This is a genomic window from Roseivivax sp. CAU 1761, assembly GCF_054482755.1.
This window is the reverse complement of the sequence record NZ_JBTLRM010000028.1, coordinates 1-22418: the sequence shown is the minus strand read 5'-3', so window position 1 is coordinate 22418 and position 22418 is coordinate 1. Positions and strand designations below refer to the sequence as shown.

Sequence of the window (22418 nt, the reverse complement as noted above, 5' to 3'; positions counted from 1 at the left end):
TCCCGGTGCCGGCCACCCCTTGCATCACGCACCGCGGCGCGCGCCACCGCTGGCGGGTGGACCGCTCTCAAGACGCGGGAGGAAGACCCTTGAAGCGGGCGCCTCCTTACCGCAGCTTCGTCAAGCCCCGAGAGGGGAGCGCTGACTCCAAGGCCCCGCACCCACTACCCCACGCACGCCGACGCGCCCGATCGGGGACGCCTGCGCCGCGCGGCGGCCGGCTTACTGGCCGGGCGCGGGGTCGAGCCCGGTGGGCTTGCCCACCACCACGAAAGTCAGGTCGTCGGGCTGCAGAAGCTCGCCCGCCACCCGCTTCACGTCCTCCCGGGTCACCGCCTCGACCATGGCGTTGCGCTCGGTCACGTAGCTCGTGGGCAGCCCCTGGATCTGCATGCCGACGAGGATGTTGGCGATCGCCGAATTGCCGTCGAAGCGCAGCGGGTAGGCCCCGGTGAGGTAGGTCTTGGCCGCGTCGAGCTCCTCCTGGGTGACGCCCTCCTCGGCCAGCCGGGCCCATTCGTCGCGGATCACCCCGATCGCCTCGGCGATGCGGTCATTGGCGGAGGAGACGCGGCCCATGATGAGGTCGGCATGGTCGCGGCTGGCGAGGTAGGAATAGACCCCGTAGGTCAGGCCGCGCTTCTCGCGCACCTCCTCCATCAGCCGGGCCTCGAAGCCGCCGCCGCCGAGGATCTGGTTCATCACGTAGGCCGCGAAGAAGTCCGGATCGTCGCGGTCGATGCCCTCATGCGCGAAGATCGCCACCGATTGCGGGGTGTCGAATTCCACCACCTCGACGCCGCCGGCGGCGCGCACCTGGGCCTCCTCGGGCAGCGCGGCGCCGGTCTCCGGCAGGTCGGCCATCAGGGTGTCGATGAGATCGCCCAGCTCCGCAGCCGAGATGTCGCCGGCGGCGCCGATGAACACGCGGTCGCGGGCCAGGGCGGCGCGGTGCGCGGCGCGGATGTCGTCGACGGTGAGGTCGCTCACGGTCTCGACCGTGCCGGAGACCGGGCGGGCATAGGGATGGTCGCCGAACAACAGTTCTGACGAGCGCCGTTCGGCGATGTCGTCGGGGTCGTTCAGCGACGAGCGGATGCCCGACAGGACCTGGCCACGGACCCGTTCCACCGCCGTCTCGTCGAAGCGCGGCTCGGCCAGGGCGTCGCGCAGCAGCGCCACCGCCTCGTCGCGGTTCTCGGTGAGGAAGCGCGCCGAGACCGAGACCGAATCGTAGCCGGCATCGAAGGAGAAGGACGCGGCGAGGTCTTCCTGCGCCGCGGCATAAGCGCGTGCGTCGCGGTCCGCGGCGCCCTCCTCGAGCAGGCCGACCATGAGGTTTGTCACCCCGGTCTTGCCCGCGGGGTCGAGCGACACGCCGCCCTCGAAGCGGATCTCGAGCGCCACGAAGGGGATCGACGGCTCCTCGACCAGCCAGGCCTCGTAGCCGTCCTCGGTGGTGACTTCCTGGATGTCGATCTCGGCGTGAAGCGGGGCCGCGGCCAGCAGGCCCGCGGCGACGAGGGGCAGCAGGGCAGGCTTCATCGCGCCGCCTCGGCCGAGATCGGCGCCGCCGGGGCCTTGGCCGCCTCGGGCGCTTCGGACATCGGCACGGCGGCGGGGCCGGCCTCCTCCTCGGCCATCACCCAGCCGGTGACCGAGGCCTCCGGCACCAGCACCTCCCGCGCGGCGGCGAGGATGTCCTCCTCGGTCACCGCCTGCAGGGCCTCCGGCCAGGCGCGCACATCCTCGACGGTCAGGCCGCTGGTCAGGGCCGCGCCGTAGCGCCGCGCCAGGCCATCGGTGTTGTCGAGTTCGTAGACCTGGCTGGCCTTGAGCTGGAACTTGATGCGCGCCAGGTGCTCCTGATCGACGCCCTCCTCGAGGAAGTCGCGCAGCACGCGGTCGAGCTCGTCCTCGACGGCGCGCAGGCTGACGCCCTCGGCCGGCACCGCGACCAGTCCGAACACCGTGTCGTCGAGCGAGGTCGGGTCGTAGAAGGCCGAGGTGTAGACCGCGGCCGGCGTCTCGAATTGCAGCTCGCGGGTCAGCACCGAGGTCTGGCCGCCGCCCAGGAGCTGCGACAGGATCACCAGCGCCGCGGCCTTGTCCTGGGCCCCGGCATCGCGCTCCGGCGCGGCGTAGCTGCGCAGTAGGTAGGGCTGGGCCACGCGGGGGTCGCGGAAGGTGATGCGACGCTCGGCGCGGTGCGGCGGCTCCTGCGGGCGCACCCGCTCGACGATCTCGGAATTGGCGGGGATGGCGCCGTAATGCTCCTCCGCGAGGTCGCGGACCGCCTCCGGCGTGACGTCCCCCGCCACCACGAGAACCGCGTTGTTGGGCGCGTAATTCGCCTCGTAAAACTCCAGCGCCGCCTCGAGGTCGAGCGCCTCGATCTCGTGGCGCCAGCCGATCACCGGGTTGGCGTAGGGATGGTTGCGGTAGAGCGCGGCCGAGCGCTCCTCGTTGAACAGCGCGCCGGGCTCGTTCTCGGTGCGCTGGTTGCGCTCCTCGAGGATGACGTTGCGCTCGGTCGCGATGTCCTCCTCGGTGAGGCGCAGGTTGACCATGCGGTCGGCTTCCATCGCCATCATCGTGTCGAGCCGGTCGGCGGCGACGCGCTGGAAATACGCCGTCTGATCCTGGCTGGTGAAGGCGTTGTCGGAGCCGCCATTGGCCGCCACGACGCGGCTGAACTCGCCCGGTTCGAGCGTGTCGGTGCCCTTGAAGAGCAGGTGCTCCAGGAAATGAGCGACCCCGGAATCGCCGGCCGGCTCGTCGGCGGCGCCGGCCTTGTACCAGACCATGTGGGTCACCACGGGGGCGCGGTGGTTTTCGATCACCACCACGTCCATGCCATTGTCCAGCGTGAACGTCGTCACGAGGTCATCGACGCTTTGAGCGCCGGCGGACACAGCGGCAGGAAGGGCGAGAGTCACGGTGGCGGCAAGCGCCGTCGCCAGTCTCGTCATGCAGAACAACCTCCTCCAAGGGCTGCTGTAGAAAATACCGCAACCCCCCTGCCATTCAAGGAGCTTGACACAATTGTAAGGAAAAGTGGCGAATTCCGGCCGGACCGGAAACGGCGGCCCCGGAACCACCGCCCGTGCGCCGGGTTCAGCGCCCCGGAGGCGGCGCCGACGGGGTGCGGACGTTGCTGCCGGGGCGCCGCACGCCGTCCAGCACGCGCTCGCCGTCGAGGCTCTGGCGGCGATAGGCGCGGTTGTATTCGTCGTTGCGCACGATGCGCCAGTTGAAGACCTGGCTGCGGCGCCGGAAGCCGGCATCCTCGGATGCCAGCCGGCCGCGGATGCCGGCATCGATGCCGCGCCGGCCGGCCGCCGCCACCAGCGCCGCCTCGGAGGCCGGCACGCCGGTCGCCGCCATCCGGCGCGGGTCGCCGCCGAGGGCGGCCACGGCATCCTGCAGCGGCGTCACGTCGGCGCGGTTGGCGCCGCCCGGCGTCGGCGCCGGCAGCGCCGCCATCGCCGGCGGCGTCGCGAGCGGCTTGTTGGGCACGATGGCGAATTCCTCGGGCGTGCCGCGATAGGTGCGCAGATCGCGCAGCCTCTGCTCGCCGCAGCCTGCCACCAGCACGGCGCATCCGATCGTCAGAGCGATGCGGGTCCAGCCCATTCTGCCTCTCCATCCGGTCATGCGCCCCAGCCTTAGCCCAATCGCCCGGCAGCGTCACGCGCCGTTTTTGCCGCCGCCCGAAGGCCTTGCCGAGGGGAACAGGACCAGTCCCACGGCGCCCGCGAAGATCGCGATATCGGCCACGTTGAAGGCGTAGGGATTGGCGATGCCGCAGCAGGTCACGTTGAGGAAATCCGCCACCGCGCCGTAGAGCAGGCGGTCGACGACGTTGCCCAGCGCGCCGCCGATCAGCAGCCCGCCGGCGACCTGCCCGACGCGGCCCGGCGGGTCGCGGCGCAGCCAGAACACCACGAAGGCCACGATGCCCAGCGCCACCGCGATCAGCACCCAGCGGGTGAGCCCGGTCTGGCCCGCGAAAAGGCCGAAATTGATGCCGTAATTCCACGCCATGCGGAAGCTGACGAAAGGCGGCCAGACCTCGATCAGGCCGAGCCGGTCGAGCTCCATGACATGCACCACCAGCCACTTGCTGAGCTGGTCGAGCACGAAGATCAGCGCCGCGATTGCCGAGACCAGCTTCATGCGCGACCCCAGCCCGGTGCGGCGGCGCGGGCCGCGGCGGCGGCCGATGCGGGGGATGCGCCGTGCCAGCCTGTCGCGCATCCGGTTCCGTCCCCTGCCCCGGTCAATGCCGGAAATGCCGCATGCCGGTGAAGACCATCGCCAGCCCGGCCGCGTCGGCGGCGGCGATGACCTCGTCGTCGCGCATCGCCCCGCCCGGCTGGATCACCGCGGTGGCGCCGGCCTCGGCGGCGGCGAGAAGCCCGTCCGGGAACGGGAAGAAGGCGTCCGACGCCACCACGGAGCCCTGCGTCAGCGGCGCGCCGAGGCCCAGCGTCTCGGCCATGTCGGCGCTCTTGCGGGCGGCGATGCGGGTCGAATCGATGCGGCTCATCTGGCCGGCGCCGATGCCCACCGTGGCGGCGTCCTTGACGTAGACGATGGCGTTCGACTTGACGTGCTTGGCCACCGTCCAGGCCATCAGGAGGTCGCGCAGCTCGTCCTCCGAGGGCGCCCGCTGGGTCACCACCTTGAGGTCGTCGCGGCCGATCCGCCCGGTGTCGCGGTCCTGCACGAGAAAGCCGCCGGCGACCTGGCGCAGGGCCAGCGCCTGCGCCGCCGGATCGGCCAGTCCGCCGGTCAGCAGCAGCCGCAGGTTCTTCTTGGCGGCGAAGATCTCGCGCGCCGCGGCGTCGGCCTCGGGCGCGATCACCACCTCGGTGAAGATCTCGGTGATCGCCTCGGCGGTCTCGGCGTCGAGCCCGCGGTTCAGCGCCACGATGCCGCCGAAGGCCGAGGTGCGGTCGCAGTCGAAGGCCCGGGCATAGGCCTCGGCCAGGCTCGCCCCGGTGGCCACGCCGCAGGGATTGGCGCGCTTGATGATGGCGCAGGCGGCGCGCTCGGCGCCAAACTCGGAGACCAGCTCGAAGGCCGCATCGGTGTCGTTGATGTTGTTGTAGCTCAGCTCCTTGCCCTGCAGCTGGCGCGCCGTGGCGATGCCCGGGCGGGCCGCGCCGTCGGTGTAGAAGGCGGCCCCCTGGTGCGGGTTCTCGCCGTAGCGCAGGGTCTGGGCCAGCCGGCCCGCGACCACCCGGCGGCGCGGCGCGGTCTCGCCCAGCGCCTGGGCCATCCAGGTGGAGACCGCGGCGTCGTAGGCGCCGGTGCGGGCATAGGCGGTCAGCGCCAGCTTCTGGCGGAAGGCGTAGGAGGTGGCGCCGTCGCGGGCGTCGAGCTCGGAGAGCAGCGCGGCGTAATCCTCGGTGTCGGTGAGCACCGCCACGAAGCCGTGATTCTTCGCCGCGGCGCGGATCATCGCCGGCCCGCCGATGTCGATGTTCTCGATCGCCGTGGCGTAGTCGGCGCCCTTGGCGACGGTGTCCTCGAACGGGTAGAGGTTGACCACCAGCAGGTCGATGCCCTGGATGCCGCGCTCCTCCATCGCGGCGGTGTGGGCGTCGTCGTCGCGCAGCGCCAGCAGGCCGCCATGCACCGCCGGGTGCAGCGTCTTGACCCGGCCGTCCATCATCTCGGGAAAGCCGGTGAGCTCGGCCACGTCGCGGACCTCGAGTCCGGCATCGCGCATCGCCTTGGCGGTGCCACCGGTGGAGACCAGCTCCACCCCCCTCTCCGCGAGGGCGCGGGCGAGATCCTCCAGCCCGGTCTTGTCGGATACGGAAAGCAGGGCGCGGCGGATCTTCACGTGGTCGGTCATCGGCAATGTCGGTCCCGGATTGTCAGGTCTGCCCGCCGCCCTCCGGGCCGCGACAGGCGGCCGGTCACGCCGGGTCCACGAAGGCCAGAAGGTCCTCGCCGAGGTCGCGCACGGCAGCCTCCGTGCTGCGCGCCAGGGCCAGAGACCAGCGGATGCGGGTCGCATAGCCCATTGCCCGGCCGGACAAAACCACTTGTTGCGCGGCCCGCGGCCGCAACTGCCCGGATTGCAGGTAGACCGAGGCCTCGAGCCGCATCTCGGCCACCCCGTCATGGCGGAACTGCCAGGTCTCGCCGGAGCGCAGAAACAGCGTCACGCCACCGCCGTCAGGATCGGGCTCGGCGGTGACGTCGGGGTGCAGGTGGAAGCGGATCTGGAACGGGATGCCGGCCAGCCCGGCGGCGTCGTGGCGGGCATCGAAGGCCGCCCGCGCCTTGCGGTCGATGGCCAGCAGCGCGTCGCGCCCGGCCAGCGCCCGGCCATCCGCGGCGAGCTTGAGCTGGCGGGCATGGGTCAGGCCGTGGCTCGCCACGTAGCCGTCATGCGCCGCCTCCAGCGTCGGCCCGGCCGGTCCGGTGCCGAGCTCCACCGGCACCTGCCGGGGCGCGTCCTCGAGCGGCTCATGCGGGTCGGCGGCATCGGCGGGCGCCGGGCCCAGCCGGGCGCTGGAATAGCCGTCGAGGCTGAGGGCGGAATGCGACGGCGTGGCGCGGCTGGCGCGGCGCCATTCCGGGCCGAAGCAGGCCCCGGGGCCGCAACTCACCACCACCGGGCGGCGCCCCACCGTCAGCTCGAAGCCCAGCGTCGCGGCATGGGCATCGCCGGAATGCCGGCCCGCAGGCGGCGGCGCGGCATCGACGATGACGCTGGTCCGGCCGGCCGCCAGCCGCGCGAATCCCATGGCGCGGGCGCTGCCCGGCCGCGGCCGGGTGCCGGAGGCCGCGAGCACGGTGTCGCGGGTGCCCGGCGCGCCGCGGTCGCCGCCACGGAAGCGCGGCAGCCCGCCATCGGCATGGGCCAAGCTGCGCAGCACCGGCGCGGCGCGCTGCAGGGCGGCGACGTGGTCGGGATGCGGCTCCAAATGCGCCGCCTCGAAGGCCAGCTTGCTCCAGGCGAGGCGCGCGCAGATGCGCAGCAGCGCTTCCGGCGACCGGGTCGGCACGCCGCCCTCGGCATCGACGAGCCGCGCGGCCTCGCGGCCGAGCGCTTCGCGGGCGCGGTCGCGCTGGCCTTCGAAACCCGCGAGCGCGAGGCTTGCATAGGTGAGCCCGGTCAGCGCCTCGAGCCGGTCGAGCCCCGGCGCCGCGGCCTCCCAGCGGCGGGCCAGGAACCGCGCCTGGGCGCCCAGCGCGGCGCGCAGCGCGCGCAGCTCGGCGGCCGGCATGGCATGGGTCAGGAAGCCGGCATGGTGGAGCAGGCGAATCACCCGGCTGCCGGCGCCGGCGGGCTCCCAGCCCCGGCCGCGCCCCTCGGCGCCGATCCATTCGGCGATCCAGCGCTGCGCCAGCCGGCGCGCCGGGGCGCCTTGCAGCGCCGCCAGGTCGTCCAGCCAGGTGAAGCGCCGGATCTCGCGGGCAAAGGCCGGGCTCGGCGGGCGCAGCGCCCAGATCGACGTGCCCGGCGCGGCCAGCACATGCCCGGCAAAGCGCATCTCGCCGCGCAGCAGCCGCGCGCCCCGGGCCGGTTCGCCGAGGCTGCGCGGATCGACCCGGCAGGTGATGTCCGGCACGGCGCCGGCCCGCACCGCGCGCCAGGCGTGGTAGCGGTTCGCCAGCCGCGTCGCCTTGCTCCCCCAGCCCTCCCGTGCGGGCATCGCTGCGCCTCGTCTCTTGCCCCGTCCGTCCGGTCCGTGCCCGGCGCCGTCCAGAATACCCCGCGGCCCGGGCGATGTCACCGCCGCCCGGGCGGCTGGCGCGGCGGCGCGCCGACGCGGCAGGGCACGTGGGAGGCGCGGCTAGTCCGGCAGGATGCGGGCGAACAGCGCCCCCCGGGCCGCGGCGGCGATGGCGTCGCCGGCGCCGGCGATGCGGCGACCGTGCCCGGCCCCGAGCCGCGCCGCGACATAGGACTCGGCGATGGCGGCGGGCGCGGTCGCGATCAGGCTCGCCGCCGCCAGCAGCGTCGCCGCCTCGGTGGCATAGGCGCGGGCCGCGGCCGGCTCGGGCGTGGCGCGCCAGCGCCGGCGATGGGCCTCGAGCGCCGCGTCATATCCCGCATCGGAGCCGCGCGCCGCCGCGAGGGCCGCGTCCAGTGCCTCGCGGCAGCCCGGATCGCGCGCCAGCGCGCGCAGGATGTCGAGGCAGATGACGTTGCCCGAGCCTTCCCAGATGCCGTTCAGCGGCGCCTCGCGGTAGAGCAGCGGCAGCGGCGTGTCCTCGACATAGCCCATGCCGCCGAGCGCCTCCATCGCCTCGGCGAGCAGCGGCGGACAGAGCTTGTTGTTGAGGAACTTGCCCAGCGCCACGCCGATCCGGGCGAAGGCGCGGGCCGCGTCGTCGCGGCCGTCGAAGGCCCGCGCCACCCGCATTCCCAGCGCCAGCGCCGCCTCCCGGTCGAGCGCCAGGTCGGCCAGCACCTGCGCCATCAGCGGCTGGTCGGCAAGCCGCGCCCCGAAGGCCCGGCGGTGGCGTACCCAGTGCAGCGCCTCGGCCAGCGCCGCGCGCATCAGACCGGCGGGCGCCAGCGCGGTGTCGAGCCGGGTGTGGTGAACCATGGCGATGATCCGGCGCACGCCCTCGCCCTCCTCGCCGATGCGCCAGGCCAGCGCGCCCTCGTACTCGATCTCCGCCGAGGCGTTGGAGCGGTTGCCGAGCTTGTCCTTGAGCCGCATCAGCCGGATGCCGTTGCGTCCCGCCTCAGTCCAGCGCGGCACCAGGAAGCAGGTCAGCCCGCCCGGTGCCTGGGCCAGGGTGAGGAAGCCGTCCGACATCGGCGCCGAGCAGAACCACTTGTGCCCGGTCAGCCGGTAGGCGCCCTCCGCGGGCTCGGCCGTCGTGGCGGTCTGCCGCAGGTCGGAGCCGCCCTGCTTCTCGGTCATCGCCATGCCCAGCGTCAGCGCCCGCTTCGCCGCCGCCGGCGCCACGCCCGGATCGTAGTCCCGCGCCAGGATGCCGCGTCGCCAGACCGGATCGATGCCCTCGCCCGCGGCGTCGAGGACCGGCAGCGCGGCATAGCTCATGGTCAGGGGGCAGCAATGGCCCGGCTCGACCTGACTCGCCATGTAGACCATGGCGGCATGGGCGAGGTGCGAACCCTGCTCTTCCCAAGAGCGGGCCGCGTAGCCCGCCTGTGCCGAGATCTGCATGAACTGGTGGTAGGCGGGATGGTAGGCGACCTCGTCGAGGCGCCGGCCGGCGCGGTCGAAGAGCCGCAGCTCCGGGGCGAAGCGATTGGCCTCGCGCCCCGCGCCGCGGGCCGCTTCCAGGGTGCCGGCATAGTCGGCAAGCGCCGCCTGGTCGGCCCCGGGGAGCGCTGCCGCGGCCATGCGCAGGGCGCCGTCGCCCGTCCAGGGATCGCCCGGAACCGCGTTCTCGGGCTGGTTGGCGACGGCGTGGGTGGAGAGACGGGAATCCGGCGGCAGGGTCATGGCCGCGAGGCTATCGCAAGCCGGGGCGGCGGCAAATCCCGCGCGCGACAAGGGCGGACCCGCCGGTCCGCCCTATCGCCTGGCGTCTTGGATCATGCCGGTGCGGCCGGGCTCAGTCGTAGGCTTCGCCGCGGATCGACCGGCAGGACCACGGATCGGCCTGGCCGGGCAGCGCCACGTCGAAGGCCATGCCGCCGGGGATCGGGCTGGCGCCGACGATGGTGGCGTTGCTGGCGCCGAACAGCTTTTCCGCGCCGGCCAGGCAGGTCAGGGCGAGGTAGCTGTCGCTGCCGGTCACGGGGACCATCGTGTCCTGAGCGGCGGCGCCGGTTGCGGCGGCGGCGGAGAGGGCACAGATGGCGGCGAATGAACGAACGGTCTTCATGGTCTGTCTTCCTCCGATGTCGAGGCCGCGACCTGCGAGAATACCCCGTGTCCCGGCCCGTTGTGGAAAGACAAACTTCCCTGATGTGAACAGGTTCCACGCCGCGCCGCCGCTGCCGGGACCGTTTCCGAACGCGAAACGGCCCGGCGCCTGGGCGCCGGGCCGTTCGACGGTCCCGCGGGGCGCGGCCCGCGGCGGACCGCTTCAGTGCAGCTTCTGCCCCACCGTGTCGATCGACTGGTCGATCAGGCGGGAGCGGTCGGCGCTGCCAAGCTCTCGGGCGACGACGTCCTGCGCGGCCTTGACCGCCACCGCGATGGCCCGGTCGCGGACCTCCTTGACGGCGGCTGCCTCGGCCGAGGCGATCTGGTCCTCGGCGGCGGCGATACGGCGTTCGATGGAGCGCTCGAGATCGGCCTTGGCCTGCTCGGCATTGGCCTTCGCGTCCTCGCGCGCCTGGGCGACGATGCGGTCGGCCTGGCTCTGGACCTCGCGGCTGCGGCGCTCGTAGGAGGCCAGCAGGCTCTGGGCCTCCTCGCGCAGCGCCCGGGCCTCGTCCAGTTCGCTCTGGATGCCGGCGGCGCGCCGGTCGAGCAGCTTGGCCAGCATCGACGGCACGTTGAAGTAGATCAGCACCGCGATGAACAGGATGAAGGCCAGCAACACGATGAAGTCGGTGTTGTTGAGCGAGAAGAACGGACCGGTGGCGGCCTGCGCCGGCGCCGCGATCACGGCCGCCAGCGCGGCCATCGTCAGGTGACGCATGATGTTCATCCCTTCAACCGTTCATCGACCGCGGCATCGATCGCCGCGCGGTCGGCGCTGACGCCCAGCGCGGCCACCAGGGCCTCGGCGGTGTCCTTGGCGACGGCCTCGACATTGGCCAGCGCCGAGGCGCGGATCTCGGCGATCTCGCGTTCGGATTCGGCGGTCTTGGCGGCGATGCGCTCATCGGCCTCGGCCTGGGCCTCGCCGACCTGGCCGCGGATCTCCTCGCGGGTCTCGTCGGCGATCTTCTGCGCCTCGAGCCGGGCATCGGCGAGCGCCTTGTCATAGGCCTTCTCGGCCTCCTCGGCGTCGCGCTTCAGCTCTTCGGCCTTGGCGAGGTCATTGGTGATGGTGCCCTGGCGCTCGGCCAGGATCGCGGCGATGCGCGGCAGCGCCACGCGCGAGAGCACGAAGTAGATCGCGACCAGCGCCAGAACCAGCCAGAAGACCTGGTTCCAGACCCAGTCGCCGCAGAGCTGGGGCATACCGATGGCGCTGCCGCCCGCATCGACGCAGGCGCTTGCCGTATTGGCCCCGGTGGTTTCGGTCGCCATGGCGTCCTCCGGCTGGATATCTGAGTTGAAACGGGCGGGGCCGGTCAGACCGGCGCCGCCCGCACGTAAGGATATCGTCGGGCGCCTTGGCTCAGACCGCGAACATCAGCAGCAGCGAGACGAGGAAGGCGAAGATGCCCAGCGCTTCCGCGAAGGCGATGCCGATGAACAGGGTCGCGGTCTGCGACGCCGCGGCCGAGGGGTTGCGCAGAGCGCCGGCCAGGAAGTTGCCGGCCACGTTGCCCACACCGATTGCGGCCGCGCCGGAACCGATTGCTGCCAGGCCTGCGCCGATGGTTGCCAGATCGCCTTCCATGGTATCTCTCCTTACGAATTGGAAGTTTGCGTGTCGTCGTCTTGTGCCGGCGCGCGAGCGCGCGCCGCGCCGGACGGCCCGGAGGCCGCCGGGATCAGTGATGCGGGTGCAGCGCGTCCTTGAGATAGACGCAGGTCAGGATGGTGAAGACGTAGGCCTGGATGAAGGCCACCAGGACCTCGAGCCCGTACATCGCGGTGATCGCCAGGACCGAGATCGGCGAGACCGCGGCGATGGCGGCGAAGCCCGCGAAGACCTTGATCACCGCGTGGCCGGCCATCAGGTTGCCGGCAAGACGGATGGAGTGGCTGACCGGCCGCACGAAGTACGAGATGACCTCGATGATGGCCAGGATCGGGCGCAGCGCCAGCGGCGCCGAGGCGACCCAGAAGAGCTCGAGGAACTTCTTGCCGTGCAGCACGAAGCCCAGCACCGTCACGGTCAGGAACACCGCCAGCGCCAGCACCACGGTGACTGCGAAATGCGAGGTCGTGGTGAAGGCCATCGGCAGCAGGCCGAGGAAGTTGGCGAAGACGATGAACATGAACAGGGTCATGATGTAGGGGAAGTACTTCACGCCGTCCTTGCCCGAGACGTCCTCGACCATCTTGTAGACGAAGCCGTAGGCCAGTTCCGCGACCGACTGCACCCGGCCCGGCACGATCGAGCGCCGCGAGGTGCCGAGCACCATCAGCGCGATCACGCAGAGCACCGAGATCGCCAGCCACAGCGTCACGTTGGTGACGGTGAACATGCCGACGCTGTCCGCGCCGAAGAGCGGCTTCACGATGAACTGGTCCATCGGGTGGAAGACCAGAGCGCCCTCCTCCGCGTGACCCGCCGCCTCAGCCGCCTGCGTTTCCGTTGCCATCGCCGTTCTTCCCCTCGTCCTCGGAGGCCGCGCGGGCCTCCCAATCCGTCTGGATCTCGCGCGCCGAGCGCACCATCGTCTGCACGCCCGCCACGAAGCCCAAAAGCGCGAACACCACCATCAGCACCGGTGCGGTGCCGAGCAGCAGGTCGAGCCCGTATCCAATGCCGAACCCGATGCCGAGACCGGCCACCAGTTCGACCACCATGCGCCAGGCCAGCTGCGCCTGACTGTAATGCTCCTCCTGGTGGCGCTTCGCCGGCGCCTTGGCGCCTTTGGCGCGGGCGATCCGGTCCGTCAGTTCGGCCATCCGCCGCTTGTCGTCGGGATCGGTCACTCGGCAGCCCCAGTCGGGTCGTCGGCATGGGTGCTATGCGCTCCCCCCGCCGCTGTCAAGGCGCGGTGGAGTCGGGAGATACCAGCCCAAACGCGCTGATATTAAGGGGTTTTCTGGAAGGGTGGTGCGTCGGGGAGCTGCGACACCGCGGCGCGGCGCGGTCCGGCATCGTTCAACAGGATCGTTGAACGACAGCGCCCCCGCCGGTCCGGGGCCGCGCCGCGGGCACGAAAAAGGGGCGCATCCCGGGATGCGCCCCCTTGCAACCTTGACCCCGGAGGGCCGGAGATTACGGCGTGGTGGTGGTGGTGGTGGTGCCGCTCTCGTCGCCGTCGCCGGCCAGCAGCGCCGCCAGGGCCAGCGCACCGACGCCGGCGCCGATTGCGAGACCGGTATTGTCCATGCGGGCGATGCCGCCGACGCAGTTCTGGCGCACAACCTCGACGCGACGGTTGGACGGGTCGAGCGGACCGGACGCGCCCGGACGCACCGCTTCACCGACGCCTGCGACCTCGATGATCTGGGTCCCGGCGAGGGCTGCCGCAACCGATTGCGCGCGCTGCAGCGACAGCGCCTGGTTTGCCGCGGTGCTGCCGCTGGCATCGCTGTAGCCCGCGATGCGGACCTCGGCACCGGGGTTGTTGCGCGCGTATTCCCGCAGCACGTCGGCCGCCTGCTGGCCGAGCACCGCCTGACCGCTGTTGAAGAAGACGTAGACGCCGCATTGCGCCGTCTGGGCAGCGGCGGGCGACGCGAAGGTCACGGCGGTCGCAGCAGCGGCGAGGACACCCTTGATAAGCTTCATCGTGGCAATTCCCTTAAATTTCGGTCCGGGTCCGTTCGATTCGATCCCGCTGGATCAATCGCCCGGGACGTGTGAGACAGTAACTATGTAAATGTCCCGAAGGACAAGGGGTGAGCCCTGTCCGCCGAGGAATGTCTCGAATGTGCGAATATAGTCACAGCGCTGCGCGGAAAGTTGCCCAGCCTGCCACTTTCGCGGGCATCGCGGGGCCGCGGCGCGGGCGCCGCGGGGCCGGTCTCCGCCGCGGCCGCGCGCATGGCTGAGGGCGATCTCGACCGCATTTTCGCGGCCCTGGCCGATCCGACCCGGCGCCGCATCCTGGCGCTGCTGCTCGAGGACGACATGGCGGTCACCGACGTGGCCTGCGCCTTCGAGATCTCGCTGGCCGCGGTGTCGCGGCACCTGGCCATCCTGGCCCAGGCCGGGCTGATCAGCCGGGAGCAGCGCGGCCGCCTGCGCTGGTGCCGGCTGGAGCCCGATTCGCTGCGCGCCGCCAGCGTCTGGATGCAGGGCTTCGGCCAGTTCGAACCGGTCCATCTCGACGCCTTCGAGCGCTTTCTGGAACGCGAACTGGCGCCCGAACTGGCGCCCGATCCGGCGCCCGAGTGACGGCCCCGGGCGGCTAGTCCCGGACCAGCAGCACCAGCGCCCCCGCGGTCAGCGCCACCCCGGCGAGGACGCTGAGCGAGGGCAGCCCGTGGCCCAGCCCGGCCTCCCAGATCAGCACCCAGCTCGGCACCAAGTAGGTATAGGCCATGACCTTCGAGGAAGGCAGCCGCAGCGTCGCGTAGCGCAAGAGCGCCAGGGTCAGCGCCGAGGCGGCGAGCGCCGTGTAGAGCAGCGCCAGCCAGACGATGCCCGGCAGCGCGGTCCAGTCGACGGCCCCGAGCCGCGGCGCCGCGATCAGCAGCAGCAGCCCGGCGCCGGCGCTGTGGATCGCGGCGTTGGCGACCAGCGCCGGCTCGCCCCGGCTGAGCCGGCGCAGCAAGGGCGTGTAGAGCGCGTGGGCGGCGCTGCCCACGAGGTAGATCGCCTCGCCGCGGCCGAGGTCGAAGGCCATCAGCGCCGCCACGTCGCCGCGGAACACCACCCAGAGCGCTCCCGCCGCGCCGATGCTGAGCGCCAGCGCGATCCGCGCCGTGGTGATCTGGCGCAGCAGCCAGTAGCCGAAGGCCGCGCTCATCACCGGGGTCAGGGTGAAGACCGCGGCCAGGCTGACCGCGCCGGCGGTCTTCAGCGCCTCGAACATGGCGACGAAGTAGAAGGCGAAGACGCCGCCCAGAACGACGTGGCGCCAGGGCGCCGCGCGCGCCGCCGCCACCGGGGCGCCGGTCAGCGCCACCAGCGCCCAGACGCTGGCCGCGGCGATCACGAAGCGCAGCGCGTTGAACACGTCCGGCGGGATGTGCGGCGCCGCCAGCCGGCCCAGCGCGAAGGATCCCGCCACCAGCCCGGAAAAGCCCAGCATCGCGGCGTGGCCGCGGGCCGGCTCGCTCAGCACAGGCCGCTGTCCTCGGCAAATTGCCGCAGGTGCTTCAGGAAGGCCTGCACCTTGGCGGTGCGGTGCAGATCGACATGGGTGACCAGCCAGAGCGGCGCCATCCAGTCCTCCTTGGGGGGGATGATCTCGACCAGGTCGGAGCGCCGCCGCGCCTCGCGTTCGCGCAGGAACCCCATGCCGATGCCGCTCAGCATGGCCTGTTCCTGGACCCGCGAATCGTTGCTGCGGAAGACGATGCATTCCGCCGGCACGGTGTCGCGCAGCCAGCGGAAGAACGGCGCCCGGCTCTCGGTGGTGTCGGGCCCCACGAAGCAATGCCCGGCAAAGGCCTCCGCGGTCTCGCCCGCCGGCCGTCCCTGGCGCGCCACGTAGTCCCGGGTGGCGTAGAGCGCGATGCGGTCCTCGCCGAACTTCTGCACCACGTTGTCGAGCTCCTGCGGCGCCGCGCCGGCCCGGAGCGCCACATGCGCCTCGCCGTATTCCAGCCGGTAGATGCGGTCGTCGGTGAGATAGCGCAGCCGCACCTCGGGATGGCGGGCATGGAAGCTCACCAGCGCCGGCACCATGAGCGGGGCGTAGCCCACCAGCGAGGTCACCAGCAGCTCGCCCGACACCTCCGAGCCGCGCCCCTTGATGCGGCCGACCAGCTGCTGGAACTGGTCGTCGGTGGCCTGCGCCACCCGGAACAGGTCCTCGCCGGCCTCGGTCGGCGTGTAGCCCCGCGCGTGGCGCTGGAACAGCTTGACCCCGAGCCGCGCCTCGAGCGCGTCGATATGCCGGATCACCGTGGCATGGTGCACGCCCAGCGCCTCGGCGGCGCCCGACACCGTGCCCAGCCGCGCCACCTGGAAGGCAGTGCGGATCTCGTCCCAGTTCTGCGTCGCCATCCCGACTCCCCTCTCCTGTGCGAATTCCCACAGCTCATGTTTTCTTGCGGCAATTGCGTGCGCCGCTGCAAGGGCCATCTTGCCGCCATCGACCATGCTCTCAGGAGTTCCGCATGTCCCGAACCGTTCTGCGCATTGACGCCTCCGCCCGCCGCGACGGCTCCGTCTCCCGCCAGCTCACCGACCGGGTGATCGAGCGGCTGGCGCCGTCGCAGCTGATCCGCCGCGATCTCGCCGAGCCGCTGCCGCTCATCGACGAGGCCTGGATCGGCGCCAACTTCACCCCCGCGGCCGAGCGCGACGAGGCCCAGCGCGCCGCGCTGGCGCTCTCCGATCGGCTGATCGCCGAGCTCGAAGCGGCCGACACCCTGGTCATCGGCCTGCCGATCTACAATTTCGGCGTGCCCGCCGGCTTCAAGGCCTGGATCGACCTGGTGGCCCGGGCCGGCGTCACCTTCCGCTACAGCGAGGCCGGCCCCGAGGGCCTGGTCACCGGCAAGCGGGTGATCCTGGTCGCCGCCTCGGGCGGCACCGAGGTCGGCTCGACGCTCGACTTCGCCACCGGCTACGTGCGCCACGTGCTGGGCTTCCTCGGCCTGACCGAGGTCGAGGTGATCACCGCCGATCGCCTGGCCCTCGACGCCGAGGCGACGCTCAAGGACGCCGAGGCCCAGGTCGACCGCCTCGCCGCCTGACGCCCTCCCGGGCGCCCAGGCGCCCGCCCCGGCCTTTTCCTGAGCCGAAATATCCTCGGGGGTGAATGCGGGCCCCGGGCCCGCAGAGGGGGCAGACAGCCCCCTCCCCCTGCCATCTTTTGCCAGTCCGCCCTCAAGCAGCCGCTTCCCCTCCCCGCTCCACCCCCTTGACTCCGCGGCCCCGGCCGTCTAGGCGCCGGACGATCTCCGGGAGTCTCACCGCTTCCGGTCCCATGGGCTGTGCCCGGGATCGCCCTCCGTCAGCGCGTTGCGCCCACGGGGGCGTCACCGCTTGGCCCGGAACGTTTGTGACGCCGCGTCCCCGTGCCTACCTTGGGGGCAACCATACTGGCGAAGGAGGCCGGACCATGTTCGAGAACCTTTCCGACCGGCTGGGCGGCGTCTTCGACCGTCTGACCAAGCAGGGCGCGCTGAGCGAGGACGATGTCCGCACCGCCCTGCGCGAGGTCCGGGTGGCGCTGCTCGAGGCCGATGTCTCGCTGCCGGTGGCGCGCAGCTTCGTCAAGGCGGTGGAGAAGAAGGCCACCGGCCAGGCGGTGACCAAGTCGGTGACCCCCGGCCAGCAGGTGGTCAAGATCGTCCATGACGAGCTGATCGCCACGCTGTCGGGCGAGGGCGAGCCCGGCGCGCTGAAGATCGACCAGGCCCCGGCGCCGATCCTGATGGTCGGCCTGCAGGGCTCGGGCAAGACCACCACCACCGCCAAGCTGGCGCGCCGGCTGAAGGAGCGCGACAAGAAGAAGGTCCTGATGGCGTCGCTCGACGTCAACCGCCCGGCGGCGATGGAGCAGCTGCAGATCCTCGGCCAGCAGATCGGCGTCGACACTCTGCCGATCGTCAAGGGCGAGGACCCGGTGACCATCGCCCGGCGCGCCAAGACCCAGGCCAGCCTCGGCGGCTACGACGTCTACCTGCTCGACACCGCCGGCCGGCTGCACATCGACCAGGAACTGATCGCCCAGGCCGCCGCGGTGCGCGACGCGGTCACCCCGCGCGAGACGCTCCTGGTGGTCGACGGCCTGACCGGCCAGGACGCGGTCAACGTCGCCACCGAGTTCGACGACAAGATCGGGGTCTCCGGCGTGGTGCTGACCCGGATGGACGGCGACGGCCGCGGCGGCGCCGCGCTGTCGATGCGCCAGGTCACCGGCAAGCCGATCAAGTTCGTCGGCCTGGGCGAGAAGATGGACGCGCTCGAGACCTTCGAGCCCGAGCGCATCGCCGGCCGCATCCTCGGCATGGGCGACATCGTGGCGCTGGTCGAGAAGGCGCAGGAGACGCTCGAGGCCGAACAGGCCGAGCGCATGATGAAGCGCTTCCAGAAGGGTCAGTTCAACATGAACGACCTGAAGATGCAGCTCGAGCAGATGGCCAAGATGGGCGGCATGCAGGGCATGATGGCGATGCTGCCCGGCGCCCAGAAGATGGCCAAGCAGATGGACGGCGCCGGCATCGACGACAAGATGCTGGCCCGCCAGGTGGCGCTGATCAACTCGATGACCAAGAAGGAGCGCGCCAACCCGCAGCTTCTGCAGGCGAGCCGCAAGAAGCGCATCGCCGCGGGCGCCGGTCTCGAGGTCGCGGAGCTCAACAAGCTGCTGAAGATGCAGCGCCAGATGAGCGACGTGATGAAGAAGATGGGCAAGATGGGCAAGGGCGGCATGCTCAAGCAGGCCATGTCGGGCATGTTCGGCAAGGGCGGCGCGCCGGCCGGCATGGACCCGTCGCAGATGGATCCCAAGCAGCTCGAGGCGGCGGCCCGCGCCATGGGCGGCAAGCTGCCCGGCGGCATGGGCGGTCTCGGCGGCATGGGCGGCGGCGGCCTGCCCGCCGGCCTGTCGGGCTTCGGCAAGAAGAAATGAGCCGCGCGCCGGCATATCCGGCCGCGCCCGCCGCGGCGCTGGTGCCCGCGCCGCGGCTCGAGACCGCGCGGCTGGTGCTGCGCGGCCCCGAGATGCGCGATTTCGACGCCTTCGCCGCCTTCCACGCCGATCCCGCGCGCTGCCTGGGCTTCGGCCCGGTCTACCGCCGCGACGAGGCCTGGCGCTGGTGGGCCTCGAATATCGGCCATTGGCACATCCGCGGTTACGGCTATTTCAGCGTCGAGGCGAAGGAGACCGGGGCGGCCTGCGGGCTCTGCGGCATCTGGAACCCCGAGGGCTGGCCCGAGCCCGAGGTCGGCTGGGTGGTCTACGAGGGCTACGAGGGCCGGGGCCTGGCCCGTGAGGCGGCCGAGCGCGCCCGCTCCTGGGCCTACGCGGCGCTCGGCATGACCACGCTGACCTCCAACATCGTGCCCGGCAACACCCGCTCGGTGCGGCTGGCCGAACGGCTCGGCGCGGTGCACGAGCGAACCTACGACAACGTCATGATGGGCGCCGAGATGCTCTACCGCCATCCCGGCCCGGAGGATCTCGCATGACCGTCGCCGTGCCCGGGATCCGCACCGACCGGCTCTGCCTGCGCGAGGCCCGCAGCTCCGACCTCGACGCCTTCGCGCGGTTCTACTCCGAGGAGCGCTCGCGCTTCGTCGGCGGCCCGCTCGACCGCGCCGAGACCTGGACCTGGCTGCTGCGCGTGGCCGGGCACTGGCAGCTGCGCGGCTACGGGCTCTGGGTGGTGGCGCGCGCCGTCACCGGCGAACCCATCGGCCATGCCGGCATCGTGCACCATTTCGACTGGCCGGAGCCCGAGCTCGCCTTCTCGATCTTCGCCGGCTGGGAGGGCAAGGGCTATGCCCGCGAGGCCGCCATCGCGGCGCGGCGCGCCGCGGCCGAGCGTTACGGCATCCGCCGCCCGGCCTCGTTCATCGCGCCGGACAATTTCCGCTCCCTGCGCCTGGCCGAGCGGCTGGGCGCCAGCTTCGAGACCGAGACCACCCTGCGCCACCGTCCGGTGCTGGTCTTCCGCCACCCCGAGGTGACCGGGGAGACCGGCGAGACCGGCGAGACGCCGCCCCTTGCGAAAGGCACCGCCCATGACTGACACCGCTCTGCCGCCGCAAACCGATGCCACCGCGCGCGCCGCCGACCTGCTGGTCCGGCACCGCGAATCGATCGACCGGCTCGACGCGATCCTCGTCTTCACGCTGGCGGAGCGCTTCAAGCACACCCAGGCCGTCGGCGTCCTGAAGGCGCAGCACGACCTGCCGCCGTCCGATCCGGCCCGCGAGGCCGCCCAGATCGCGCGGCTCGAAACCCTGGCGAAGGAGGCCGATCTCGACCCCGCCTTCGCCCGGCAATTCCTGAACTTCATCATTCAGGAAGTCATCAAGCACCACGAGAAGCACCAGGGCCAGGACGGCTGAGCCGCCCCGCCCGCAACCCAGAAGACACTAAGGAGACACCCCCATGGCCATGAAGATCCGGCTCGCCCGCGGCGGTTCCAAGAAGCGCCCGCACTATGCCATCGTCGCCACCGACAGCCGCATGCCGCGCGACGGCCGCTTCATCGAGAAGCTCGGCACCTACAACCCGCTGCTCGCCAAGGACGACGAGCGCCGCGTGGTGATGAATGTCGAGCGCGTGCAGTACTGGCTGAGCCAGGGCGCCCAGCCCACCGACCGCATCCGCCGCTTCCTCGAGAATGCCGGCGCCGCGCAGAAGACCGAGCGCAGCAACCCCAAGAAGGGCACCCCGGGCAAGGCCGCCCAGGAGCGCGCCGCCGCGCGCGCCGAGAAGGCCAAGGCCGCCGAGGAAGCCTCGGCCGAGTGATCAAACCCGTGCCGCGATGACGACGGGCGCGCCGGACCCCCGGCGCGCCCGTTTGCCTTTGCGCCGCGCCTGTCCGGCGGCCCCGCGCCGCCCCCGGGGCCCCGGCCGCGGCAGGCGCGGCCACCGCCCCGGCGGGCCGCGCACCTGTTTCCCGAATGCCGCGCCCACGGCCTGTCTCACCCCGCGCTCTTGCCGCTGCGGCAGCATGGCCTAACACTCACCGCCAATGCTCCCGCCGCATAAAGGATGCCGCCGATGACCTCGCGCCTCGCCCTGCTCGCCGCCGCCGCCCTGGCTCTCGCACCGGCCTTCGCCGCGGCCGAGAGCGCGACCCCCGCGCCGGTCCTGTCGACGCAATCCGCCGGTGGGCCGGCGCTCGCCTTCACCCTGCGCGGCGGCGTCGCCACCGCGCCCGACTATTTCGGCGCCGACAGCTACACGGTGGGTCCGGATCTGGGCTTCAGCCCGTCCTACCTGCGCTTCGGCCGCTTCGAGTTCGGCGACCCCGACCCCTGGGCGGCGCGCCAGGGCCTGGCGCCGCGCGGGTCGCTGCGCTACATCCCCGAGCGCGATTCCGGGGAGTTTTCCGAGCTGGAGAACCTCGACGACATCGACGCCGCGCTCGAGCTCGGCCTCGGGCTCGGCTACACCCAGCAGAACAGCGCGATCTGGCTCGACGTGCGGCGCGGCTTCGGCGGTCACGAGGCCTGGGTCGCGGAGCTCGGCGCCGACTACATCTCCCGGCCCTCCGACCGGCTGGCGGTGACCTTCGGCCCGCGCATGTTCTTCGGCAGCGACGATTACGCCGACACCTATTTCGGCGTCTCGGCGGCCGAGGCCGCCGCCTCTCCCAGCTACGCCGCCTACGATCCCGAGGGCGGCCTGCTCTCGGCCGGGCTCGAACTCGGCATGCGCTACCGCCTCACCGATGTCTGGGGCGTCGAGGGCGCGGTGAGCTGGGACCGCTTCACCAACGACGCGCTCGACAGCCCGATCGTGCAGCAGGGCAGCCAGGATCAGTGGGGCGCCCGCCTGGCGATCACCCGCGCGGTGCGGCTCGGCCGCTGAGCGCACGCCCAGCGGCGATTGCCAAACCCTGCCCGGCGGCGCTATGAGCGCGGCATGAAGAGCGACAAGAAGATCTGCGTGGGCGCCATCGCCGGCGCCTTCGGCGTCCACGGCGAGGTGCGGCTGAAGAGCTTCACCGCCGATCCCGCGGCCCTGGCCGAGTACGCGCCGCTCAGCACCGAGGACGGCCGCCGCAGCTTCGACGTGCAGATCACCCGGTCGGTGAAGGGCGGGCTGGCCGCCCGCCTCACGGGGATCCGCAGCAAGGAGGAGGCCGACGCCCTGCGCGGCACCCGCCTCTACGCCCCGCGCGACCGCCTGCCCTCGCTGCCCGACGACGAATTCTACCATGCCGACCTGCTTGGCCTGACGGTGCGCGACACCGGCGGGGCGGTGCTGGGCCGGGTCAAGGCGGTGCAGAACCATGGCGCCTCGGACCTGCTGGAGCTGACCGTGGCGGGCCGCCGCGAGACCGTGCTGCTGCCCTTCACCCGCGCCACCGTGCCGACCGTGGACCTCGCCTCAGGCACCATCGTGGCCGATCCCCCCGAGGGCCTGTTCGACGAGTGAGACGCCGGCGCCGCGGCGCGGCGATTCGCGCCGCACCCGGCGCAGGGCCGTATCCGCCCCGGCAACACCGGCCGGGTCACGCCGCGGATTGTCGTCCGCGGCGCGCCAATGCGGCCCGGCGGGACGATTTTCGCAAACCACGGGAGCCTTCGCCCCGGCAAACGTGTTGTGCTGCCGGGATCAGGGGAGAGCGGAATGTCCGGACGGATGCGCCAGATCAGCCCGTGCGCGGTCGCGGGATGCGCCTTGCTGGCGCTGGGTATCGGGCTGGCGGGGTGGCCCGCCACCCATGCCGCGGCGGTGGCCGCCGGCGCCCTGGCCGCGTTTCTCGTGCCCTGCCTCTGGCGCCGCGTCGGCTGGCGGACGGGACGCCGCCCGCCGGGCGCCCCGGCGCCGCGGCTGCTGCGCGACCGCCGTCCCGATCCGGCGGCCCTAGGCCTCCCCCGGAGCCCTGTCGCGCGGCGCCGCGCGC

General features: G+C 72.1%; 26 protein-coding genes. 10 read left to right on the top strand and 16 right to left on the bottom strand.

From position 1 onward, the window contains the following. Positions 1–222: 222 nt before the first annotated feature. The 14 genes from ACXYMW_RS15215 to ACXYMW_RS15150 form a co-directional block, all read right to left on the bottom strand. The gene (locus tag ACXYMW_RS15215; RefSeq protein ID WP_459036179.1) at positions 223–1545 is read right to left on the bottom strand and encodes a M16 family metallopeptidase; all 1323 of its coding nucleotides are present in this window, start codon (positions 1543–1545) and stop codon (positions 223–225) included. Further along, entirely contained in the window at positions 1542–2972 is a 1431-nt protein-coding gene (locus ACXYMW_RS15210) for a M16 family metallopeptidase (RefSeq protein ID WP_459036178.1), read from the bottom strand. The genes ACXYMW_RS15215 and ACXYMW_RS15210 overlap by 4 nt, the downstream gene beginning before the upstream one ends. A 145-nt stretch (positions 2973–3117) precedes the next feature. Then, the gene (locus tag ACXYMW_RS15205) at positions 3118–3636 is read right to left on the bottom strand and encodes a DUF3035 domain-containing protein (protein WP_459036177.1); all 519 of its coding nucleotides are present in this window, start codon (positions 3634–3636) and stop codon (positions 3118–3120) included. A gap of 54 nt (positions 3637–3690) precedes the next feature. Continuing rightward, entirely contained in the window at positions 3691–4179 is a 489-nt protein-coding gene (lspA, locus tag ACXYMW_RS15200) for a signal peptidase II (protein WP_459036202.1), read from the bottom strand. Between the two features lie 103 nt (positions 4180–4282). Then, entirely contained in the window at positions 4283–5869 is a 1587-nt protein-coding gene (purH, locus tag ACXYMW_RS15195) for a bifunctional phosphoribosylaminoimidazolecarboxamide formyltransferase/IMP cyclohydrolase (RefSeq protein ID WP_459036176.1), read from the bottom strand. 64 nt (positions 5870–5933) lie between these two features. Continuing rightward, the gene (locus tag ACXYMW_RS15190) at positions 5934–7682 is read right to left on the bottom strand and encodes a heparinase II/III family protein (RefSeq protein ID WP_459036175.1); all 1749 of its coding nucleotides are present in this window, start codon (positions 7680–7682) and stop codon (positions 5934–5936) included. A 141-nt stretch (positions 7683–7823) separates the two neighbouring features. Continuing rightward, a complete protein-coding gene (locus ACXYMW_RS15185) occupies positions 7824–9455 on the bottom strand; it encodes an acyl-CoA dehydrogenase family protein (RefSeq protein WP_459036174.1) in 1632 nt (543 codons plus the stop codon). A gap of 112 nt (positions 9456–9567) precedes the next feature. After that, on the bottom strand, positions 9568–9840 hold the full coding sequence (locus ACXYMW_RS15180) for a hypothetical protein (RefSeq protein ID WP_459036173.1): 273 nt from the start codon (positions 9838–9840) through the stop codon (positions 9568–9570). Between the two features lie 204 nt (positions 9841–10044). After that, the gene (locus ACXYMW_RS15175) at positions 10045–10605 is read right to left on the bottom strand and encodes a F0F1 ATP synthase subunit B (protein WP_459036172.1); all 561 of its coding nucleotides are present in this window, start codon (positions 10603–10605) and stop codon (positions 10045–10047) included. Between the two features lie 5 nt (positions 10606–10610). After that, positions 10611–11162, bottom strand: coding sequence for a F0F1 ATP synthase subunit B' (locus ACXYMW_RS15170; RefSeq protein WP_459036171.1), 552 nt, complete (start codon positions 11160–11162; stop codon positions 10611–10613). Between the two features lie 91 nt (positions 11163–11253). Next, positions 11254–11478 carry a F0F1 ATP synthase subunit C gene (locus ACXYMW_RS15165; protein ID WP_459036170.1) on the bottom strand — a complete coding sequence of 75 codons (225 nt, stop codon included), beginning with the start codon at positions 11476–11478 and terminating at the stop codon, positions 11254–11256. A gap of 94 nt (positions 11479–11572) precedes the next feature. Next, positions 11573–12349, bottom strand: a complete 777-nt coding sequence (locus ACXYMW_RS15160; RefSeq protein ID WP_459036169.1) for a F0F1 ATP synthase subunit A — start codon at positions 12347–12349, stop codon at positions 11573–11575. Continuing rightward, positions 12324–12686, bottom strand: coding sequence for an AtpZ/AtpI family protein (locus ACXYMW_RS15155; protein WP_459036168.1), 363 nt, complete (start codon positions 12684–12686; stop codon positions 12324–12326). The genes ACXYMW_RS15160 and ACXYMW_RS15155 overlap by 26 nt, the downstream gene beginning before the upstream one ends. Before the next feature lie 289 nt (positions 12687–12975). After that, on the bottom strand, positions 12976–13491 hold the full coding sequence (locus ACXYMW_RS15150; RefSeq protein ID WP_459036167.1) for an OmpA family protein: 516 nt from the start codon (positions 13489–13491) through the stop codon (positions 12976–12978). Positions 13492–13746: 255 nt separating this feature from the next. Between ACXYMW_RS15150 and ACXYMW_RS15145 the strand changes: the two genes are divergently transcribed. Further along, entirely contained in the window at positions 13747–14100 is a 354-nt protein-coding gene (locus ACXYMW_RS15145) for an ArsR/SmtB family transcription factor (protein ID WP_459036166.1), read from the top strand. Between the two features lie 13 nt (positions 14101–14113). Here ACXYMW_RS15145 and ACXYMW_RS15140 read toward each other — a convergent pair whose 3' ends face one another. Both ACXYMW_RS15140 and ACXYMW_RS15135 read right to left on the bottom strand, forming a co-directional pair. Beyond that, positions 14114–14992: a DMT family transporter gene (locus tag ACXYMW_RS15140; RefSeq protein WP_459036165.1), complete on the bottom strand. Its 879-nt coding sequence runs from the start codon at positions 14990–14992 to the stop codon at positions 14114–14116. Continuing rightward, positions 14986–15879, bottom strand: coding sequence for a LysR family transcriptional regulator (locus ACXYMW_RS15135; RefSeq protein WP_459036164.1), 894 nt, complete (start codon positions 15877–15879; stop codon positions 14986–14988). Before ACXYMW_RS15135 ends, ACXYMW_RS15140 begins: the two co-directional genes overlap by 7 nt. 113 nt (positions 15880–15992) lie before the next feature. Between ACXYMW_RS15135 and ACXYMW_RS15130 the strand changes: the two genes are divergently transcribed. From ACXYMW_RS15130 to ACXYMW_RS15090, 9 genes are all read left to right on the top strand, one after another. Continuing rightward, positions 15993–16574 carry an FMN-dependent NADH-azoreductase gene (locus tag ACXYMW_RS15130; RefSeq protein ID WP_459036163.1) on the top strand — a complete coding sequence of 194 codons (582 nt, stop codon included), beginning with the start codon at positions 15993–15995 and terminating at the stop codon, positions 16572–16574. A 368-nt stretch (positions 16575–16942) separates the two neighbouring features. Continuing rightward, on the top strand, positions 16943–18457 hold the full coding sequence (gene ffh, locus ACXYMW_RS15125) for a signal recognition particle protein (RefSeq protein WP_459036162.1): 1515 nt from the start codon (positions 16943–16945) through the stop codon (positions 18455–18457). Further along, the gene (locus ACXYMW_RS15120) at positions 18454–19017 is read left to right on the top strand and encodes a GNAT family N-acetyltransferase (RefSeq protein ID WP_459036161.1); all 564 of its coding nucleotides are present in this window, start codon (positions 18454–18456) and stop codon (positions 19015–19017) included. The genes ffh and ACXYMW_RS15120 overlap by 4 nt, the downstream gene beginning before the upstream one ends. Next, a complete protein-coding gene (locus ACXYMW_RS15115) occupies positions 19014–19580 on the top strand; it encodes a GNAT family N-acetyltransferase (protein ID WP_459036160.1) in 567 nt (188 codons plus the stop codon). The genes ACXYMW_RS15120 and ACXYMW_RS15115 overlap by 4 nt, the downstream gene beginning before the upstream one ends. After that, on the top strand, positions 19573–19902 hold the full coding sequence (locus ACXYMW_RS15110) for a chorismate mutase (RefSeq protein WP_459036159.1): 330 nt from the start codon (positions 19573–19575) through the stop codon (positions 19900–19902). The genes ACXYMW_RS15115 and ACXYMW_RS15110 overlap by 8 nt, the downstream gene beginning before the upstream one ends. Positions 19903–19945: 43 nt before the next feature. After that, the gene (rpsP, locus tag ACXYMW_RS15105) at positions 19946–20308 is read left to right on the top strand and encodes a 30S ribosomal protein S16 (protein ID WP_459036158.1); all 363 of its coding nucleotides are present in this window, start codon (positions 19946–19948) and stop codon (positions 20306–20308) included. A gap of 255 nt (positions 20309–20563) precedes the next feature. Continuing rightward, positions 20564–21376, top strand: a complete 813-nt coding sequence (locus ACXYMW_RS15100) for a MipA/OmpV family protein (RefSeq protein ID WP_459036157.1) — start codon at positions 20564–20566, stop codon at positions 21374–21376. 54 nt (positions 21377–21430) lie between these two features. Beyond that, positions 21431–21946 (top strand): ribosome maturation factor RimM, encoded by a 516-nt coding sequence (gene rimM, locus ACXYMW_RS15095; RefSeq protein WP_459036156.1) that lies wholly within the window; start codon positions 21431–21433, stop codon positions 21944–21946. A 207-nt stretch (positions 21947–22153) separates the two neighbouring features. Continuing rightward, on the top strand, positions 22154–22418 hold a 265-nt coding region (locus tag ACXYMW_RS15090; RefSeq protein ID WP_459036155.1), incomplete at its 3' end, for a hypothetical protein.

Coding starts and splice junctions, on each gene's coding strand:
- ACXYMW_RS15215 (WP_459036179.1), bottom strand. CDS start 1,545: ATGAAGCCTGCCCTGCTGCCCCTCGTCGCCGCGGGCCTGCTGGCCGCG.
- ACXYMW_RS15210 (WP_459036178.1), bottom strand. CDS start 2,972: ATGACGAGACTGGCGACGGCGCTTGCCGCCACCGTGACTCTCGCCCTT.
- ACXYMW_RS15205 (WP_459036177.1), bottom strand. CDS start 3,636: ATGGGCTGGACCCGCATCGCTCTGACGATCGGATGCGCCGTGCTGGTG.
- lspA (WP_459036202.1), bottom strand. CDS start 4,179: ATGAAGCTGGTCTCGGCAATCGCGGCGCTGATCTTCGTGCTCGACCAG.
- purH (WP_459036176.1), bottom strand. CDS start 5,869: ATGACCGACCACGTGAAGATCCGCCGCGCCCTGCTTTCCGTATCCGAC.
- ACXYMW_RS15190 (WP_459036175.1), bottom strand. CDS start 7,682: ATGCCCGCACGGGAGGGCTGGGGGAGCAAGGCGACGCGGCTGGCGAAC.
- ACXYMW_RS15185 (WP_459036174.1), bottom strand. CDS start 9,455: ATGACCCTGCCGCCGGATTCCCGTCTCTCCACCCACGCCGTCGCCAAC.
- ACXYMW_RS15180 (WP_459036173.1), bottom strand. CDS start 9,840: ATGAAGACCGTTCGTTCATTCGCCGCCATCTGTGCCCTCTCCGCCGCC.
- ACXYMW_RS15175 (WP_459036172.1), bottom strand. CDS start 10,605: ATGCGTCACCTGACGATGGCCGCGCTGGCGGCCGTGATCGCGGCGCCG.
- ACXYMW_RS15170 (WP_459036171.1), bottom strand. CDS start 11,162: ATGGCGACCGAAACCACCGGGGCCAATACGGCAAGCGCCTGCGTCGAT.
- ACXYMW_RS15165 (WP_459036170.1), bottom strand. CDS start 11,478: ATGGAAGGCGATCTGGCAACCATCGGCGCAGGCCTGGCAGCAATCGGT.
- ACXYMW_RS15160 (WP_459036169.1), bottom strand. CDS start 12,349: ATGGCAACGGAAACGCAGGCGGCTGAGGCGGCGGGTCACGCGGAGGAG.
- ACXYMW_RS15150 (WP_459036167.1), bottom strand. CDS start 13,491: ATGAAGCTTATCAAGGGTGTCCTCGCCGCTGCTGCGACCGCCGTGACC.
- ACXYMW_RS15145 (WP_459036166.1), top strand. CDS start 13,747: ATGGCTGAGGGCGATCTCGACCGCATTTTCGCGGCCCTGGCCGATCCG.
- ACXYMW_RS15135 (WP_459036164.1), bottom strand. CDS start 15,879: ATGGCGACGCAGAACTGGGACGAGATCCGCACTGCCTTCCAGGTGGCG.
- ACXYMW_RS15130 (WP_459036163.1), top strand. CDS start 15,993: ATGTCCCGAACCGTTCTGCGCATTGACGCCTCCGCCCGCCGCGACGGC.
- ffh (WP_459036162.1), top strand. CDS start 16,943: ATGTTCGAGAACCTTTCCGACCGGCTGGGCGGCGTCTTCGACCGTCTG.
- ACXYMW_RS15120 (WP_459036161.1), top strand. CDS start 18,454: ATGAGCCGCGCGCCGGCATATCCGGCCGCGCCCGCCGCGGCGCTGGTG.
- ACXYMW_RS15115 (WP_459036160.1), top strand. CDS start 19,014: ATGACCGTCGCCGTGCCCGGGATCCGCACCGACCGGCTCTGCCTGCGC.
- ACXYMW_RS15110 (WP_459036159.1), top strand. CDS start 19,573: ATGACTGACACCGCTCTGCCGCCGCAAACCGATGCCACCGCGCGCGCC.
- rpsP (WP_459036158.1), top strand. CDS start 19,946: ATGGCCATGAAGATCCGGCTCGCCCGCGGCGGTTCCAAGAAGCGCCCG.
- ACXYMW_RS15100 (WP_459036157.1), top strand. CDS start 20,564: ATGACCTCGCGCCTCGCCCTGCTCGCCGCCGCCGCCCTGGCTCTCGCA.
- rimM (WP_459036156.1), top strand. CDS start 21,431: ATGAAGAGCGACAAGAAGATCTGCGTGGGCGCCATCGCCGGCGCCTTC.